General features: G+C 64.5%; 18 protein-coding genes. 13 read left to right on the forward strand and 5 right to left on the reverse strand.

Features of this window, described 5'->3' with window-relative positions; genetic code table 11:
• Positions 1-196 precede the first annotated feature (196 nt).
• Together AC1RL5_RS27335 and AC1RL5_RS27340 are read right to left on the reverse strand one after the other, a co-directional pair.
• Positions 197-829, reverse strand: a complete 633-nt coding sequence (locus AC1RL5_RS27335) for a LysE family translocator (protein ID WP_015634690.1) — start codon at positions 827-829, stop codon at positions 197-199.
• A gap of 41 nt (positions 830-870) precedes the next feature.
• A complete protein-coding gene (locus AC1RL5_RS27340; RefSeq protein WP_072451646.1) occupies positions 871-1,497 on the reverse strand; it encodes an alanyl-tRNA editing protein in 627 nt (208 codons plus the stop codon).
• Positions 1,498-1,586: 89 nt separating this feature from the next.
• Here AC1RL5_RS27340 and AC1RL5_RS27345 point away from each other — a divergent pair, with 89 nt between their 5' ends.
• A complete protein-coding gene (locus AC1RL5_RS27345) occupies positions 1,587-2,540 on the forward strand; it encodes a LysR family transcriptional regulator (protein WP_011060091.1) in 954 nt (317 codons plus the stop codon).
• Positions 2,541-2,646: 106 nt separating this feature from the next.
• Here the strand turns inward: AC1RL5_RS27345 and AC1RL5_RS27350 are convergent, their stop codons facing one another.
• Positions 2,647-3,054, reverse strand: a complete 408-nt coding sequence (locus tag AC1RL5_RS27350; RefSeq protein ID WP_011060092.1) for a PA2817 family protein — start codon at positions 3,052-3,054, stop codon at positions 2,647-2,649.
• A gap of 86 nt (positions 3,055-3,140) precedes the next feature.
• Positions 3,141-5,588: an acyl-CoA dehydrogenase gene (locus AC1RL5_RS27355; RefSeq protein WP_019095143.1), complete on the reverse strand. Its 2,448-nt coding sequence runs from the start codon at positions 5,586-5,588 to the stop codon at positions 3,141-3,143.
• Between the two features lie 214 nt (positions 5,589-5,802).
• Between AC1RL5_RS27355 and AC1RL5_RS27360 the strand changes: the two genes are divergently transcribed.
• The 4 genes from AC1RL5_RS27360 (at position 5,803) to AC1RL5_RS27375 (ending at position 8,969) form a co-directional block, all read left to right on the forward strand.
• Entirely contained in the window at positions 5,803-6,462 is a 660-nt protein-coding gene (locus AC1RL5_RS27360) for a transglutaminase-like domain-containing protein (RefSeq protein ID WP_492589907.1), read from the forward strand.
• 42 nt (positions 6,463-6,504) lie between these two features.
• Positions 6,505-7,128, forward strand: coding sequence for a glutathione S-transferase family protein (locus tag AC1RL5_RS27365; protein ID WP_093406482.1), 624 nt, complete (start codon positions 6,505-6,507; stop codon positions 7,126-7,128).
• Positions 7,129-7,260: 132 nt separating this feature from the next.
• Positions 7,261-8,193 carry an ABC transporter ATP-binding protein gene (locus AC1RL5_RS27370; protein ID WP_011060096.1) on the forward strand — a complete coding sequence of 311 codons (933 nt, stop codon included), beginning with the start codon at positions 7,261-7,263 and terminating at the stop codon, positions 8,191-8,193.
• Complete coding sequence (locus AC1RL5_RS27375) at positions 8,190-8,969, forward strand: ABC transporter permease (RefSeq protein WP_011060097.1); 780 nt, start codon at positions 8,190-8,192, stop codon at positions 8,967-8,969. Before AC1RL5_RS27370 ends, AC1RL5_RS27375 begins: the two co-directional genes overlap by 4 nt.
• Positions 8,970-9,022: 53 nt before the next feature.
• Here AC1RL5_RS27375 and AC1RL5_RS27380 read toward each other — a convergent pair whose 3' ends face one another.
• Positions 9,023-9,538 carry a DUF2062 domain-containing protein gene (locus AC1RL5_RS27380; protein WP_015634695.1) on the reverse strand — a complete coding sequence of 172 codons (516 nt, stop codon included), beginning with the start codon at positions 9,536-9,538 and terminating at the stop codon, positions 9,023-9,025.
• A 139-nt stretch (positions 9,539-9,677) separates the two neighbouring features.
• Here AC1RL5_RS27380 and AC1RL5_RS27385 point away from each other — a divergent pair, with 139 nt between their 5' ends.
• From AC1RL5_RS27385 to murB, 8 genes are all read left to right on the forward strand, one after another.
• Positions 9,678-11,909 carry a DNA internalization-related competence protein ComEC/Rec2 gene (locus tag AC1RL5_RS27385; protein ID WP_492589909.1) on the forward strand — a complete coding sequence of 744 codons (2,232 nt, stop codon included), beginning with the start codon at positions 9,678-9,680 and terminating at the stop codon, positions 11,907-11,909.
• A gap of 102 nt (positions 11,910-12,011) precedes the next feature.
• Complete coding sequence (locus AC1RL5_RS27390; RefSeq protein WP_011060100.1) at positions 12,012-12,647, forward strand: MotA/TolQ/ExbB proton channel family protein; 636 nt, start codon at positions 12,012-12,014, stop codon at positions 12,645-12,647.
• Positions 12,644-13,072 carry an ExbD/TolR family protein gene (locus tag AC1RL5_RS27395; protein ID WP_011060101.1) on the forward strand — a complete coding sequence of 143 codons (429 nt, stop codon included), beginning with the start codon at positions 12,644-12,646 and terminating at the stop codon, positions 13,070-13,072. Before AC1RL5_RS27390 ends, AC1RL5_RS27395 begins: the two co-directional genes overlap by 4 nt.
• Positions 13,072-14,082, forward strand: coding sequence for a tetraacyldisaccharide 4'-kinase (lpxK, locus tag AC1RL5_RS27400; RefSeq protein ID WP_093406471.1), 1,011 nt, complete (start codon positions 13,072-13,074; stop codon positions 14,080-14,082). Before AC1RL5_RS27395 ends, lpxK begins: the two co-directional genes overlap by 1 nt.
• Before the next feature lie 24 nt (positions 14,083-14,106).
• A complete protein-coding gene (locus AC1RL5_RS27405) occupies positions 14,107-14,292 on the forward strand; it encodes a Trm112 family protein (protein ID WP_011060103.1) in 186 nt (61 codons plus the stop codon).
• On the forward strand, positions 14,289-15,053 hold the full coding sequence (gene kdsB / locus AC1RL5_RS27410; RefSeq protein WP_011060104.1) for a 3-deoxy-manno-octulosonate cytidylyltransferase: 765 nt from the start codon (positions 14,289-14,291) through the stop codon (positions 15,051-15,053). Before AC1RL5_RS27405 ends, kdsB begins: the two co-directional genes overlap by 4 nt.
• Entirely contained in the window at positions 15,053-15,517 is a 465-nt protein-coding gene (locus AC1RL5_RS27415; protein ID WP_015634698.1) for a low molecular weight protein-tyrosine-phosphatase, read from the forward strand. The genes kdsB and AC1RL5_RS27415 overlap by 1 nt, the downstream gene beginning before the upstream one ends.
• Complete coding sequence (gene murB, locus AC1RL5_RS27420; RefSeq protein ID WP_492589911.1) at positions 15,514-16,533, forward strand: UDP-N-acetylmuramate dehydrogenase; 1,020 nt, start codon at positions 15,514-15,516, stop codon at positions 16,531-16,533. The genes AC1RL5_RS27415 and murB overlap by 4 nt, the downstream gene beginning before the upstream one ends.
• Positions 16,534-16,664: the final 131 nt, after the last annotated feature.

Consider the following 16,664-nt stretch of genomic DNA (forward strand, 5'->3'; position numbering starts at 1 on the left):
CGGGAATAGCTCAGTTGGTAGAGCACGACCTTGCCAAGGTCGGGGTCGCGAGTTCGAGTCTCGTTTCCCGCTCCAAATTCACAAGAACGCCGCTCATTGAGCGGCGTTTTTGTTTGCCTGCGATTCAACGCTGCAGCCAGTGCCCAGCAAAAAGGCCCGCCAGTACACCTGCGCGGGCCTTTGTCGTTTGCCTTGCCTACAGCGACAGCAGCAACCGCCCGGCGAACAGCAGCAGGATCAGCCCCATGCAGCGCTCGAACCAGTGCCCCAGGCGCATGAACAGCAAGCGCACCCGAGAGCTGGAGAAGAACAGCGCGACGATCACGAACCACAGCGCATTCACCAGGCACATCCAGGCGCCATATAGGGCCTGGATGCTCAGTGGGGTGGTGGCGCTGACCAGGGTGGTGAAGATCGCCAGGAAAAACAGGGTCGCCTTGGGGTTGGTGGCATTGGTCAGAAACCCCGTGGTAAAGGCTCGCAGCAAGGTCTGTTGGGGCTCATCGGTGGGCGCCTCGCCGGGAAGGCTGGTCTTGGCCTTGCTGCGCAGCAGGCTGATACCCAAGTACAGAATGTAGGCGCCGCCCAGCAGCTTGGCCGCGCTCAGCAACCAGGGCGTAGCGTGCATCAGGGCGCCCACCCCCAGCAGGGTGTAGAGCACGTGCACCGAGATGCCGGCGCCGATGCCCAGGGCGGTACAGACCCCGGTCATGCGGCCAAAGCGCACGCTCTGGCGGATGGTCACGGCAAAATCCGGCCCGGGAGCGACCACCGCGAGAAAGTGAACCAGGGCCAGGGCGAGGAACTCGCCAAGATAGTTGGACAGCATGCGGACTCCGCAAAGCAGGGTGGTTGAGTGGCAGGCCGTTTTCAGTCGAGGCTGTAGCTGACCGAAAGGGTGCCTTTCTTGAGTGAGACCGCGGTGATGAGCACCGCGCCCAGTTGCTGCAGGTGGCTGACGTGGGTGCCGCCGCAACCATAGGCCGGCAGTTGGCCAAAGCTGATCTGGCGCGAACCGTCCGCCATTGTGCTATGCCGTTCCAGGTCGGCCTCTATCCACAGCGCAATCGCGTCCTGCACGCTGGCGCCGTCGATCTCCCGGGGCTGCTCTGCCGGTTTGAACGACACCCGGCCTTCACCTGGCCAGTGATGGGCCTTGATCGGTATCCAGCCCTGGCTTTGCACGAAGTGGCCGATCAGGTGCCCGGCGGAGTGCATGCGGCTGTTGAACAGGCGCGCGGCCTCATCGACCCGGGCCTCGAAAATGCCCGGCTCCAGCGGCTGGTCCAGGTAATGCACGATCTGCTCGCCTTCCTGGGCCACCCGCAGAACGGCGGCCTGGCCGATCCAGCCGGTATCGCTGGGCTGGCCGCCACCCTGGGGGTGGAAGGGCGTGGCGTTGAGGGTGACCGCGAATTGCTGTTCGTGGGGGATGCAGCTCAGGACCTCGACGGAGGTCAGTAACTGGTCATTGTCGTAATACAGGCGCCGCGTCATTTCTCTAACCCTGGAATTCAGTGTTTTTTTATTATGCGGCCTGGGCAATTGCGTGATAATCCGTTCGAAACTCAATGGACTATTGCGTCATGAGCATAAATCTACCCCTGCCTTTGCTGGCAGAAATGGCCATTTTCGTCAGGGTCGTGGAGACCGGCAGCTTCTCCGAGGCGGCACGCCAGCTGGGCTCCTCGCCTTCGGCGGTCAGCCGCAGCATCTCGCGCCTGGAAAAGGCCCTGGCCACCCGGTTGTTGCAGCGCACCACACGCAAGTTGCGCTTGAGCGACGGTGGCGAAGAGGTGTTCAAGCGTTGCAGTGAAATGGTCAGTGCGGCCCGTTCGGTGATGGAGGTCAGCGGCCAGTTCACCCACGAAGCCGAAGGCGTGGTGCGGGTCAGCGTGCCCAAGGCGGTGGGGCGTTTCGTGGTGCACCCGCACATGCCGGAGTTTCTGCGGCGCTATCCCCAGGTCGATGTGGAACTGCTGCATGAGGACCGCGATGTCGACCTGATCGACGACAACGTCGACCTGGCGATCCGCATCACCGATCGCCCGCCGCCCGGGTTGATCGGCCGCCAGCTGTTGCGCATCGATCACCTGCTCTGCGCCACCCCGCAGTACCTGGCCGAGCACGGTACGCCGGCCCATCCCCAGGACCTGCGCCAGCACAGTTGCATCTACCTGGGCGAGACCCCCAGCGATGCGCGCTGGAAATTCACCCAGGGCAGCAAGGCGGTCACGGTGGGGGTGCGCGGGCGCTATGCGGCCAACCACACCGGGGTGCGCCTGGATGCGGTGCTGCAACACCTGGGGATCGGCAGCCTGCCGTACTTCACCGCGCGCCATGCCCTGGAGCAGGGGCTGATCGTCCAGGTGCTACCGGAGTGGACCTTCCTGGCCTCCTACCACGGCGGTGCCTGGCTGCTGCATTCACCGACCCGTTACCTGCCGCCCAAGTTGCGGGTTTTCATCGACTACCTGGTGGAGTGCCTGGCCAAGGAGCCGACCCTCAACCGCCCGGGCAAAGCGGAACGCCCGCTGTAGGAGCTGGCTTGCCAGCGAATTCTCTGACAAGCCGGCGCTAAAAGGCGCACATGAAAAAGGCCCGCCGGGCGAACCGTGCGGGCCTTGGCTGCGCCGGGCGCAGTGATCAGTGCTTGCTGTCCTGGGCAGAAAGCGCCAGCAGCTGCTTTTCCTGGTTCCAGTCGAAGGGCTCGTCGTTCTGCTCGGCTTCGAAACGGCGCTCTTCCAGGGCCTGGTACAGGTCGATTTCTTCATCGGGCATGTAGTGCAGGCAGTCACCGGCGAAGAACCACAGCAGGTCACGAGGCACCAGGTGGGCGATCTGCGGGTAGCGCTGCATGATCTGGCACAGCAGGTCCTGGCCCAGGTACTGGCTTTCGATCGGGTCGATCGGCAGCGAGGCGCGCAGTTCGTCGAAGCGCTCCAGGAACAGCGCGTGGCTTTCCTCGGGCACCTGTTCGGCTTCACCTACCGCGACCAGGATGCTGCGCAGGTGGTCCAGCAGGACGAGATGATCGGCGACGATGTTGGACATGACAGGGTCCTCAAGAGCAAAACGGGCGCGGGAGTATATAGCTCCCGCGCCCGGTTTCATAATCGACCTGCCCCGAAGGCGGCCGTCTAGCGGGTCTTGCCTTCGCTCAGGGTCAGCTCCTCCTTGGCAAAATCATCCACATCGATGACCTTGCGCCGCGCCGCCTCGGCCTCGTGCAGGCTCTGGGCCTCGGCGGCCTGCAACACGCCGGCTTCCAGCGCCGCGTCGATGGCCGATTCGCCGGCAGCCGGTTTGACCTGGCCGCTTTTCAGCGCTTCGTGGAGCTTCTTGTGCAACGGGTGCACGGCGCTCAGCAGGTTGCTGGCATGTTGCAGGGCGCCCACCGGGTCGTCCTTGGATTGCGGGCGGTAGCAGCCGGCAAGCACCGCTTCCAGGGCCGGATCGCCCTGGGCACGACCGATGATCGCCGCCACTTCGGCATCCAGCTGGTCCGATGGCCCGGTATGGCGACGGCCGAAGGGGAACACCAGCACCCGCAGCAGGCAACCGAACACCCGGTTGGGGAAGTTGCTGAGCAACTCGTCCAGGGCCCGTTCGGAATGCCCGAGGCTCTCTTCCATGGCCCAGGCGAGCAGGGGGCGCAGGTATTCCGGGGAGTCCAGGTCGTGGTAGCGCTTGAGCGCTGCCGACGCCAGGTACAGGTGGCTGAGTACATCCCCCAGGCGGGCGGAAAGGCGCTCGCGGCGTTTGAGTTCGCCCCCCAGCAGCATCATCGAGAAGTCCGCCAGCAGGGCGAAGGCCGCGGCCTGGCGGTTCAGGGCACGGAAATAGCCCTGGCTGACCTTGTCTCCCGGAACGTGTTCGAAGTGGCCCAGGCCGAGGTTCAGCACCAGGGTGCTGGCGGCGTTGCTCACGGCGAAACCTATGTGCTTGAGCAGCAGGGCGTCGAACTCCTGCAGCGCCTGGTCGTGGTCTTCGCGACCGGCCAGGGCCATTTCCTTGAGCACGAATGGATGGCAGCGGATTGCCCCCTGGCCGAAGATCATCAGGTTGCGCGAAAGGATGTTGGCGCCTTCCACGGTGATGAAGATCGGCGCCCCTTGCCAGCTGCGGCCCAGGTAGTTGTTGGGGCCCATGATGATGCCCTTGCCGCCGTGCACGTCCATGGCGTGGCTGATGCACTCGCGGCCGCGCTCGGTGAGGTGGTACTTGAGGATCGCCGACAGCACCGAGGGTTTTTCCCCCAGGTCCACGGCGTTGGCAGTGAGCATGCGTGCACTGTCCATCAGCCAGGCATTGCCGCCGAGGCGGGCCAGAGCCTCCTGGATGCCCTCGAAGGCGGCCAGGGGCACGTTGAACTGCTCCCGCACCTGGGCGTACTGGCCGGTCACCAGGCTGGTGAATTTGGCGGCGCCGGTGCCCACCGCGGGCAGGGAGATCGAACGGCCCACGGACAGGCAATTCATCAGCATCATCCAGCCCTTGCCGAGCATTTCCTGGCCGCCGATGAGGAAGTCCAGGGGAATGAACACGTCCTTGCCGGAGTTCGGGCCGTTCATGAAGGCCGCGCCCAGGGGCAGGTGGCGGCGGCCGATATCCACGCCGGGGGTGTCGGTGGGGATCAGCGCCAGGCTGATGCCCAGGTCTTCCTGGTCGCCCAGCAGGTGGTCCGGGTCATGGGCCTTGAAGGCCAGGCCCAGCAGGGTGGCCACCGGGCCCAGGGTGATGTAGCGCTTTTCCCAGTTCAGGCGCAGGCCCAGGGTTTCTTCACCCTGCCATTGGCCTTTGCAGATGATCCCGGTGTCGGGCATGGCCCCTGCATCGGAGCCGGCCAGGGGGCCGGTGAGGGCGAAGCAGGGAATGTCGTCGCCCCGGGCCAGCCGCGGCAGGTAATGATTGCGCTGTTCGTCGGTGCCGTAGTGCAGCAGCAGTTCGGCCGGGCCCAGGGAGTTGGGCACCATCACGGTGGAGGCCAGGTCGCCGCTGCGGGTGGCCAGCTTCATGGCCACCTGGGAGTGGGCGTAGGCCGAGAAGCCCTTGCCGCCGAACTCCTTGGGAATGATCAGGGCAAAGAAACCGTGCTCCTTGATGTGGGCCCAGGCTTCGGCCGGCAGGTCCATGTGCTGGCCGATCTGCCAGTCGCTGACCATGGCGCACAGCTCCTCGGTCGGGCCGTCGATGAACGCCTGCTCTTCTTCGGTCAACTGGGCCTTGGGGTAGGCCAGCAAGGTATTCCAGTCGGGGCGGCCACTGAACAGCTCGCCGTCCCACCAGACGGTGCCGGCATCGATGGCATCGCGCTCGGTCTGGGACATCGGGGGCAGAACCTTCTGGAACCAGCTGAACAGCGGCGCACTGAAATACTTGCGCCGCAGATCGGGCAGCAGCAGAGGGGCGGCGACCGCTGCCAGCAGCACCCAGAAAATCAGCAGCAGCCAGCCGGGGGCGCGGCTAAAGGCGCCCATGGCCAAGAGGTAGATGGCGACCACGCCCAGGGCGGGCAGGGGGGCGGTACGGCGATGGGCCAGGTAGGCCACTGCGAGCACCAGAACCAGTATCCACAACAACAGCATATTCAATCCTCCGTGAAACCAGGGGTGAAATCACCCTCAGAGCGTAGTCGGCCTTCGACAGCGCGGGTGAGCAGGGCAGTGCGGGTGCAGCGCAAGTCTGTATCTTGCGGGTCGGGCCCGGTTGATCGTGGGGGCCATGATCTTTGGCCGATACGTCGTTATCACTGGGGCGGACGCCTCGATAGACTCAGGCTTCCTCTCGGAGGTCATGCCCATGCACGAGTACCTGCGTCCCAGCCGCTTCATCGATAGTGACCACCCGGCGGTGGTGGAGTTCGCCGAAATTCATCGCGGTGCCAGCCGCGATCCCCGACAGCAAGCCGTCAGCCTCTATTACGCGGTGCGCGAGGCCGTACGCTACAACTTCTACAGTTTCAGCCGTGATCCCCAGACCTTGCGCGGCAGCCATGCCCTGGCCACCGGCGAGAGCTATTGCGTGCCCAAGGCCACCTTGCTCGCCGGTTGTGCCCGGCATTGCGGGATACCGGCGCGCATCGGCCTGGCCGATGTGCGCAATCACCTGTCCACACCCAGGCTGCTGGAGCTGCTGCGCAGCGATGTGTTCGCCATGCACGGCTACACCGAGTTCTATCTGCAGGGTCGTTGGGTCAAGGCCACGCCGGCGTTCAACCGGCAATTGTGTGAAATGTTCGATGTGGCGCCGCTGGATTTCGACGGCCTGGAGGACAGCGTTTTCCAGCCTTTCAATCGCCAGGGCGAACAGTCGATGGAGTACCTGGTGGACCACGGGCAGTTTGCCGACGTGCCGCAGGAGCTGTTTTTCGGCCACCTGGAAAAATGCTACCCGCACCTGTTCGACGCGCAGCAGCCGCAAGTGCTGGCAGACCTGCGCGGCGATTTGAGTCGCGGCTGATCAGGCGTAGACTGCCCCGGCATTCATTACTGAGGGATGGTCATGCTGAAGATCTGGGGTCGCAAGAACTCGTCGAATGTCAGGAAGGCACTCTGGTGCGCGCAGGAACTGGGGCTCGCCTATGAGTCCCTGGACGCCGGCGGCGCCTTTGGGGTGGTGGACACCCCGGCGTACCGGGCGCTGAACCCCAATGGCCGGATTCCACTGATTGAAGACGGCGACTTCGTGCTCTGGGAGTCCAATACCATCGTGCGCTACCTGGCTGCGCGCTACGCCGCCGATAGCCATTGGTACCCGGCCGACGTGCAACTGCGGGCCAGCGCCGAGAAGTGGATGGACTGGACCACCTCGACCTTCGCTGAACCCTTCCGGCATCTGTTCTGGGGCGTATTGCGCACCCCGGCCGAGCAGCAGGACTGGGCGCAGATCAACGCCGCCAAGACCACGTGTGCCGAGCTGCTGGCGCGAGTCGATCAGGCCCTGGGCGAGCAGCCTTACCTGTCCGGGCAGGAGATCGGCGTGGGCGACATTCCCCTCGGCAGTTTCATCTACGCTTGGTTCGAGATGCCCATCGAGCGTCCTTCCATGCCCCATCTGCAAGCCTGGTATGAGCGCTTGAAACAGCGCCCGGCCTATCGCCAGGCCGTGATGACCGCGTTGACTTAATACCCACTATCGATACGGGTGACTGTACTTGCACGACGCAGGCACGCAACATGGCGGGCGTCCGGCGTCGTTGCAATCGGCTCGGGCCGCCCTTACTTATAAAATTCCCCCTTCTTGGTGCATGAATCCGATATGAGTTCCGCTCTGTCCATCCGGCAGCTAACCAAAACCTACGGCAACGGTTTCCAGGCCCTGAGTGGTATCGATCTGGATGTCGCCGAAGGTGACTTTTTCGCCCTGCTCGGCCCTAACGGGGCCGGCAAATCCACCACCATCGGCATTCTCTCGACCCTGGTGAACAAGACCAGCGGTACGGTGAGCGTCTTCGGCCACGACCTGGATCGTGAGCCGGCGGCGCTCAAGCGTTGCATCGGCGTGGTGCCGCAGGAATTCAACTTCAACCAGTTCGAGAAAACCTTCGACATCGTCGTGACCCAGGCCGGCTACTACGGCATTCCGGCGAAGATCGCCAAGCAGCGCGCCGAGCAGTACCTGACCCAGCTCGGCCTGTGGGACAAGCGCGATGTGCCTTCGCGTTCCCTGTCCGGAGGCATGAAGCGGCGCCTGATGATCGCCCGCGCGCTGGTGCATGAACCGCGCCTGTTGATCCTTGACGAACCTACCGCCGGGGTCGATATCGAGCTGCGCCGTTCCATGTGGAGCTTTCTCACCGAGCTCAACCAGAAAGGCATCACCATCATCCTCACCACCCACTACCTGGAAGAGGCTGAGCAGCTGTGCCGCAACATCGGCATCATCGATCACGGCACCATCGTCGAGAACACCAGCATGCGCCAGTTGCTCAGCCAGCTGCATGTGGAGACTTTCCTCCTCGACCTGAAGAACGACCTGAGCGTGGCGCCGCAACTGGCCGGCTATCCGACCCGGCTGGTGGACAGCCATACCCTGGAGGTCCAGGTGGACAAGGCCGTGGGCATCACCGCGCTGTTCGGCCAACTGGCCCTGCAGAACATCGAGGTGCTGAGCCTGCGTAACAAAACCAACCGTCTTGAGGAGTTGTTCGTGTCCCTGGTGGAGAAGAATCTGTCGAAGGTGGCGGTATGAGTTCGGAGTTCAAACCCAACCTGGTGGCGCTCAACACCATTGTCTATCGCGAAGTCCGGCGCTTCACCCGGATCTGGCCGCAGACCCTGCTGCCCCCGGCCATCACCATGGTCCTGTACTTCGTCATCTTCGGTAACCTGATCGGCCGGCAGATCGGCGACATGGGTGGTTTCACCTACATGGAGTACATCGTCCCGGGGCTGATCATGATGTCGGTGATCACCAACTCCTACGGCAACGTGGTATCGAGCTTCTTCGGCAGCAAGTTCCAGCGCTCCATCGAGGAGTTGATGGTCTCGCCGTTGTCGCCCCATACCATTCTCATCGGCTACACCTTGGGCGGGGTGCTGCGGGGGCTGATGGTGGGGGTCATCGTGACGCTGCTGTCGCTGTTCTTCACCACGCTGCAGGTGCACCACCTGGGCATCACGGTGCTGGTGGTAGTGCTGACCGCGACCATCTTCTCGCTGCTGGGCTTCATCAACGCAGTCTTTGCACGCAACTTCGACGATATCTCGATCATCCCGACCTTCGTGCTGACGCCCCTGACCTACCTGGGCGGGGTGTTCTACTCGATCAACCTGCTGCCGCCGTTCTGGCAGACGGTGTCCCTGGCCAACCCGGTGCTGCACATGGTCAACGCCTTCCGTTTCGGCATCCTCGGGGTGTCGGACATCAAGATCAGCATCGCCATTACCTTCATGCTGGTGGCCACCCTGGTGCTGTATATCGGTTGCGCACGGCTGCTGGTGAGCGGGCGCGGCATGCGTCAGTAAATGCCTTTAGTGCGTCATGCAAACGGCCTCCCTCGGGAGGCCGTTTTCGTTGGTCACTGCCGTTGCTGCTTGCGCCTGGACCATTGGCGCGCGACCCACCAGCGCCAATAGAGCATGGTCAGGCAATAGGCAGTGGCCCCCAGCACCAGCCCGGCCACCACCGAGCCGAGGAGGAAGGGTTGCCACAGGGTTGCCAGCTGGCTGCTGATCCACTCCCAGGTCAGCTCGTCGGGCAGGGTGCGCGGCGGCACGTTCATCAGCCAGGCCCCCAGTTGGTAGGTGCAGAAGAACACCGGCGGCATGGTGATGGGGTTGGTCAACCAGACCAGGCTGACACTGATGGGCATATTGCCGCGCAGCCAGATGGCCAGTACCGCAGCCAGCAACATCTGCATCGGAATGGGAATAAAGGCGGCGAACAGGCCCACGGCCATGGCCCGGGCCACCGAGTGTCGATTGAGGTGCCAGAGGTTGGCGTCATGCAGCAGGGTGCCGAGAAAGCGTAAGGACTTGTGTTCCCGGATGCTGGTCGGATCTGGCATGTAACGTTTGAATAAGCGCCGGGGCATAAGGCTTCTCGGTCGGGTCAGGCGACGATTATGACCGGATTCTAGTCGGCGAAAATTCAGACATTGTGACAAATGATAAAGCCGCACTGCCCATCCTCGACTAAGCCAAGAGTATGAACTCCCAAGGAGGGGCGGGCGGATGCGTAGCGCAATGCTGGCGCTGGCTGCGGGGCTGCTGGCGCTGGGTTTCATGCCGGCCTTGCCCCCAGGCTGGCTGCTGCTGTGTATGGCGATACTGGCCTTGATGCTGTTGCCGTTTCGTACACATCCGGTGGCATTTTTCCTGTTCGGTTTCACCTGGGCCTGTGTCTCCGCGCAGTCGGCCCTTGATGATCGCCTGGCGCCGCGCCTGGAGGCACAGACCCGCTGGCTGGAGGGGCGGGTGAGCGGCCTGCCGGAGCAGGCGGGCGGCGTGGTGCGTTTCGAGCTGGAAGATGCCCAGGCCCGCCGTGAGCGGCTGCCCCGGCGCATGCGCCTGGCCTGGCGTGAGGGCCCGGCGCTCAAGAGTGGCGAGCGCTGGCGGCTGGCGGTCAAGCTTCGCCAACCGATGGGTTTGTTGAATCCCCAGGGCTTCGATTACCAGGCCTGGCTGCTGGCGCGCCGTATCGGCGCCACCGGCACGGTCAAGGCCGGGCAGTTGCTGGCACCGGCCCCACAGGCCTGGCGGCAAGGCTTGCGCCAGCGCTTGCTAGAGGTCGAGGCTCAGGGACGCGGTGCGGGGCTGGCGGCGCTGGTAATGGGCGACGGTTCCGGCCTGACGCGGCAAGACTGGCAGCTGTTGCAGGACACCGGCACCGTCCACCTGATGGTGATTTCCGGGCAGCACATCAGCCTGCTGGCTGGGGTGATCTATTTCGCGGTGGCCGGGCTGGCCCGCCATGGTCTCTGGCCCGAGCGCTTGCCTTGGTTGCCCTGGGCCTGTGCCCTGGCCTGGCTCGGCGCCCTGGGCTACGGCCTGCTGGCGGGGTTCGATGTGCCAGTGCAGCGCGCCTGTGTGATGGTCGCCCTGGTACTGCTCTGGCGCATGCGCTTTCGCCATCTGCGGGCCGGCTGGCCCCTGCTGCTGGCGTTGAATGCGGTGTTGCTAGCCGAGCCGCTGGCCAGCTTGCAGGCGGGGTTCTGGCTGTCCTTTGCCGCAGTGGCAATCCTGATCTTGATCTTTGCCGGGCGCCTGGGGGCGTGGAGCTGGTGGCAGGGCTGGACCCGGGCCCAATGGTTGATCGCCATTGGCCTGCTGCCGCCGTTGCTGGCTCTGGGGCTGCCTATCAGCCTCAGCGGGCCGATGGCCAATTTGCTGGCGGTGCCCTGGGTCAGCTTTCTGGTGTTACCGCCGGCTTTGCTCGGCAGCCTGCTGCTGCCGGTGCCTTATGTGGGGGAGGGCCTGTTGTGGCTGGCCGGTGGATTGCTGGACGGGTTGTTCCACTTGCTCGGATTGATTGCCGGTGGGTGGCCGGCCTGGATGCCGCCGCAGATCCCTCTGTGGCTATGGGGCATGAATGCTCTGGGTTGCCTGTTGCTGCTGTTGCCCAGGGGCGTGCCCATGCGGGTTCTGGGTTGGCCGCTGTTGCTGCTGGCGGTCTGGCCACCCCTGGCGCGCGTGCCCGAAGGCGAGGTGGAGGTCTGGCAGCTGGATGTGGGGCAGGGCCTGTCATTCATCCTGCGTACCCGTGATCACGCCCTGCTGTATGACGCTGGCGCGCGGGTCGCCGAGTTCGACCTGGGAGAGCGAGTGGTAGTGCCGACCCTGCACAGGCTCGGCATCCGGCGGCTGGACCTGATGCTGCTCAGCCATGCCGACAACGACCATGCCGGTGGCGCCCAGGCGGTGCAGCGCGCAATGCCCGTGGGCGAGGTCCGCGGTGGCCAGCCCGACGCCTTGCCCGCGGGCCTGCAGGCAAGGCCTTGCGACAGTGGGCTGAGCTGGGTGTGGAATGGCGTGCGCTTTCGCCAGTGGCAATGGGCAGCGGCGACCGACGGCAATCAGGCTTCGTGCGTGCTCCAGGTCGAGGCTGCCGGCGAGCGCCTGCTGCTCACCGGGGACATCGACGCCCGTGCCGAGCGAGCCTTGCTCGACAGCCCGCTGGCGGTGCGGACCCACTGGCTGCAGGCCCCCCATCACGGCAGCCGCACCTCTTCATCCATGGCCTTGCTGCAACGGCTGGCCCCCGACGCGGTGCTGATTTCCCGTGGGCGGGGCAATGCCTTCGGCCACCCCCATCCTCAAGTGCTGGCACGCTATCGGCGCCTGGACATGGCAATTTATGACAGCGCCGAACAGGGCGCTCTGAGGCTGCAACTGGGGGCTTTCGGGGCGGCGCATGGCCTTCGCGAGCAACAGCGATTCTGGCGTGAGCCGCCCGCAATGCCTTAAATAACCGTGGGTTATTAAAGCCTGTGAGCATGCGACATCACGGTCTTCGGTGCGTCCGGCCCCTATGTTAGAGTGGCGCACTTTTTCGAGGGGGCTGTCACTGTGTGGGAATTGGTCAAATCCGGCGGCTGGATGATGTTGCCGATCATTCTGAGTTCCATTGCTGCCGTGGGCATCATTGCCGAGCGTCTGTGGACCCTGCGGGCCAGCCGTGTCACCCCGCCCCACCTGCTGGGGCAGGTCTGGCGCTGGATCAAGGACAAGCAGCTGAACAAGGAAAAGCTCAAGGAACTGCGCGCCGATTCGCCCCTGGGCGAGATTCTGGCGGCGGGCCTGGCCAACTCCAAGCATGGCCGCGAGATCATGAAGGAATGCATCGAAGAGGCTGCCGCCCGGGTCATCCATGAGCTGGAACGCTACCTCAACGCCCTCGGCACCATTGCCGCCATGGCACCGCTGCTGGGGCTGCTGGGCACCGTGCTGGGCATGATCGACATCTTCAGTTCGTTCATGGGCTCGGGCATGACCACCAACGCGCACATCCTCGCAGGCGGTATTTCCAAAGCCCTGATCACCACCGCCGCCGGCCTGATGGTGGGCATTCCCTCGGTGTTCTTCCACCGCTTCCTGCAACGCCGGGTCGATGAACTGGTGGTGGGCATGGAGCAGGAGGCGATCAAGCTGGTGGAAGTGATCCAGGGCGACCGCGATGTCGATCTGGCCGAGGGCAAAGCGTGAAATTCCGTCGCAAGCCCCGGGAAACCGTGGACATCAACCTGGCGTCGTTGATCGACGTGGTGTTCATCCTGCTGCTGTTCTTTGTTGTCACCACCACCTTCACCCGGGAAACCGAGCTGCGGGTCGACCTGCCGGAAGCGGTCAGCGGCTCGCCGGCCGAAGACCAGCAGGTCAAGCAACTGGATATCGCCATCAGCGCCGACGGCGTGTTTTCGGTGAACAACCAGGTCCTGCCCAAAAATGACCTGGAGACCTTGATCGAGGCCCTGCAGAAGGAGTCGGCGGGCGACACCAACCTGCCGCTGTCCATCAGCGCCGACGGCAAGACCCAGCATCAAGCGGTGATCACAGCCATGGATGCAGCCGGCAAGCTCGGTTTCAGCCACCTGCGCATGACCACCGTCGAGGCGGACCCGGCACCCTGATGGCACTTTCCGATCGCCTGCTCAATGCCTGGTACAACGGCCACCCCGCGCTGAAACTGCTGCGCCCCCTGGAATGCCTGTATCGCCGAGTGGTGACGGGCAAGCGCCAGCGCTTTCTTGCAGGTGAGGGGGCGATCTATCAACCACCTGTGCCGCTGATCGTGGTGGGCAACATCACCGTCGGCGGCACCGGCAAGACGCCGTTGATCCTGTGGCTGGTGGAGCACTGCCAGCGCCTCGGGTTGCGGGTCGGGGTGGTCAGCCGCGGCTACGGTGCCAAGCCGGCGCAACTGCCATGGCGCGTCAGCGCCGAAGATTGCGCCGCGGTGGCCGGTGATGAGCCGCTGCTGATCGTCCAGCGCTGCGGCGTGCCGCTGATGATCGACCCGGATCGCGGCCGCGCCGTACAGGCCCTGCTGGCCGCCGAGCCGCTGGACCTGATCCTCTCCGACGACGGCCTGCAGCACTACCGCCTGGCCCGTGACCTGGAGCTGGTGCTGATCGATGCCGCCCGCGGCCTGGGCAACCGCCGCTGCCTGCCTGCCGGGCCGCTGCGCGAGCCGGCGGAGCGTTTGCAGAGCGTCGACGCGGTGCTCTACAACGGCGCAGTTGATGACCGTGACGACGGGTTCGCCTTTCATCTCAAGCCCTCGGTGCTGGTCAACCTGCGCAGTGGCGAGCGCCGTGCGCTGGAGCATTTCGCCCCCGGCCAGGCGCTGCATGCGGTGGCGGGCATCGGCAATCCCCAGCGTTTCTTCAACACCCTTGAAACGCTACACTGGCGGCCTGTTCCCCATGCATTTGCCGATCACGCTCAATACAGTGCGCCGGCCTTGACCTTCACCCCGTCATTGCCGCTGGTCATGACCGAGAAAGATGCGGTCAAGTGCCGGGCTTTCGCGGCAGACGACTGGTGGTACCTGGCGGTCGATGCCCAGCCTTCGCCGGCCTTCGTCGCCTGGTTCGACACCCAGTTGATGCGCCTGCTGCCTGATCGTCTGCTGCCTTAATTCGCTTTTATCCAGGGAATCCTCATGGACACCAAACTGCTCGACATCCTCGCCTGCCCGATCTGCAAAGGCCCCCTCAAACTCAGCGCCGACAAGACCGAGCTGATCAGCAAGGGCGCGGGCCTTGCCTATCCGATTCGCGATGGCATCCCGGTGATGCTGGAAAGCGAGGCGCGCACCCTGACCACCGAAGAGCGCCTGGACAAATGAGCAGCGCCTTCACCGTTGTCATCCCGGCGCGCTACGCCTCCACTCGCTTGCCAGGCAAGCCGCTGCAACTGATCGCCGGCAAGCCGATGATCCAGTGGGTCTGGGAACAGGCGCGCAAGAGCAGCGCCGAGCGGGTCGTGGTGGCCACCGATGATCAGCGCATCGTCGAGGCCTGCCAGGGCTTTGGCGCCGAGGCGCTGCTGACCCGGGAAGATCACAACTCCGGCACCGACCGGCTGGCGGAAGTCGCCGCCCAGCTGGGCCTGGCCGCGGATGCGATCGTGGTCAACGTACAAGGCGACGAGCCGTTGATCCCGCCGTCGGTGATCGATCAGGTAGCGGCCAACCTGGCAGCCCACACCGAAGCGCGCATGGCCACCCTGGCCGAGCCGATCGAGGATGTGCAGACCCTGTTCAACCCCAATGTGGTCAAGGTGGTCAGCGACCTCAACGGCCTGGCCCTGACCTTCAGCCGCGCCACCTTGCCCTGGGCCCGGGATGCCTTTGCCCAGAGTCGTGAGCAATTGCCCGAAGGCGTGCCTTATCGCCGTCACATCGGCATCTATGCCTACCGCGCCGGCTTTCTTCACGACTTTGTCAGTTGGGGCCCGTGCTGGCTGGAAAACACCGAATCCCTGGAGCAACTGCGTGCTCTGTGGCATGGCGTGCGGATCCACGTGGCCGACGCCCTGGAAGCACCGCCTACCGGCGTCGATACCGCCGAAGACCTTGAGCGCGTTCGGCGCCTGCTGGAGGCCTGATGCGGGTTCTGTTCGTCTGCCTGGGCAATATCTGCCGCTCGCCCACCGCCGAAGGCGTGCTGCGCCGCAAGTTGCACGAGGCCGGCCTGGGTGACCAGGTGCAGGTCGCCTCTGCGGGCACCAGCGACTGGCACATCGGCAAGGCCCCGGACAAGCGCAGCCAGCAGGCTGCCTTGCGGCGCGGCTACGACCTGTCGGCGCAACGGGCGCAGCAGGTCGGCAGCGCCGATTTCGCTGCCTATGACCTGATCTTCGCCATGGACCAGAGCAACCTGCGCAACCTCAAGGCCCTGCAACCGGCCCGGGGCAAGGCCGAGCTGGACCTGTTCCTGCGTCGCTACGAGGCGGCGCTGGATGAAGTGCCGGATCCGTACTACGACGGCGAGCAGGGTTTCGAGCAGGTGCTGGACCTGATCGAGGATGCCTGCGACCGGCTAGTGGTCGAATTGAAGGGGCGGCTATGACCCTGGACATTCAGGCCGATGTGTCCCTCAAGCCGTTCAACAGCTTCGGGGTCGAGGTCAAGGCGAAGTGGTTTGCCCAGGCCCACAGCGATGACGAGGTACGCGAGGCCCTGGCCTATTGCGCTACCCACCAGTTGCCGCTGCTGGTGATCGGCGGCGGCAGCAACCTGCTGCTGACCGCGGATATCCAGGCCCTGGTGCTGCGCATGGCCACTCGTGGCATTCGCCTGCTCAGCGATGACGGGCAGCGGGTGGTGGTCGAGGCCGAGGCCGGGGAAACCTGGCATCCCTTTGTCCAGTGGACCCTGGAGCAGGGCCTGTCCGGGCTGGAGAACCTGAGCCTGATTCCCGGCACCGTCGGCGCCGCACCGATGCAGAACATCGGCGCTTATGGGGTGGAGATCAAGGACGTGTTCGCCGGCCTGACCGCCCTCGATCGGCAGACCGGCGAGCTGCGGGAATTCGACCTGGCGCAGTGTCAGTTCGCGTACCGCGACAGCCTGTTCAAGCATCAGGCCGGTCGCTGGTTGATCCTGCGGGTGCGCTTTGCCCTGAACCGTGTCGATCACCTGCACCTGGAATACGGTCCGGTGCGCCAGCGCCTGAGCGAGCAGGGCATCGAACAGCCGACGGCCAGCGATGTCAGCCGGGCGATCTGCAGCATCCGCAGCGAGAAGCTCCCGGACCCTGCCGTGCTGGGCAATGCCGGCAGCTTCTTCAAGAACCCGGTGGTGCCGGCGGCACTGGCGGCGCAGATCAAGCTGTCGTATCCGGGGCTGGTGGGTTACCCCCAGGCCGATGGGCAGGTGAAGCTGGCGGCCGGTTGGCTGATCGAACAGGCGGGCTGGAAGGGCTTTCGCGAGGCGGATGCCGGGGTCCATCGCTTGCAATCGCTGGTGCTGGTCAACTATGGCGGCGCCAGCGGCCTGCAGTTGCTGGAACTGGCGCGGCGGATCCAGCGCGATATCGCCGAGCGTTTCAGTGTCGAGCTGGAGATGGAGCCCAACCTCTATTAGCGAGAGCCGGCTTGCGGTGGATAGCAAAAAGCCTTGCCTGGCTGACGTTCGGGCAAGGCTTTTTTGTTAATTGCGGCTTAACTTAGCAGGCTAAGAATCAGCTTTCTGCTGTTCCCAAAGGCCCGGTGAAG

Source organism: Pseudomonas sp. GW822-FHT06D10 (assembly GCF_058799535.1).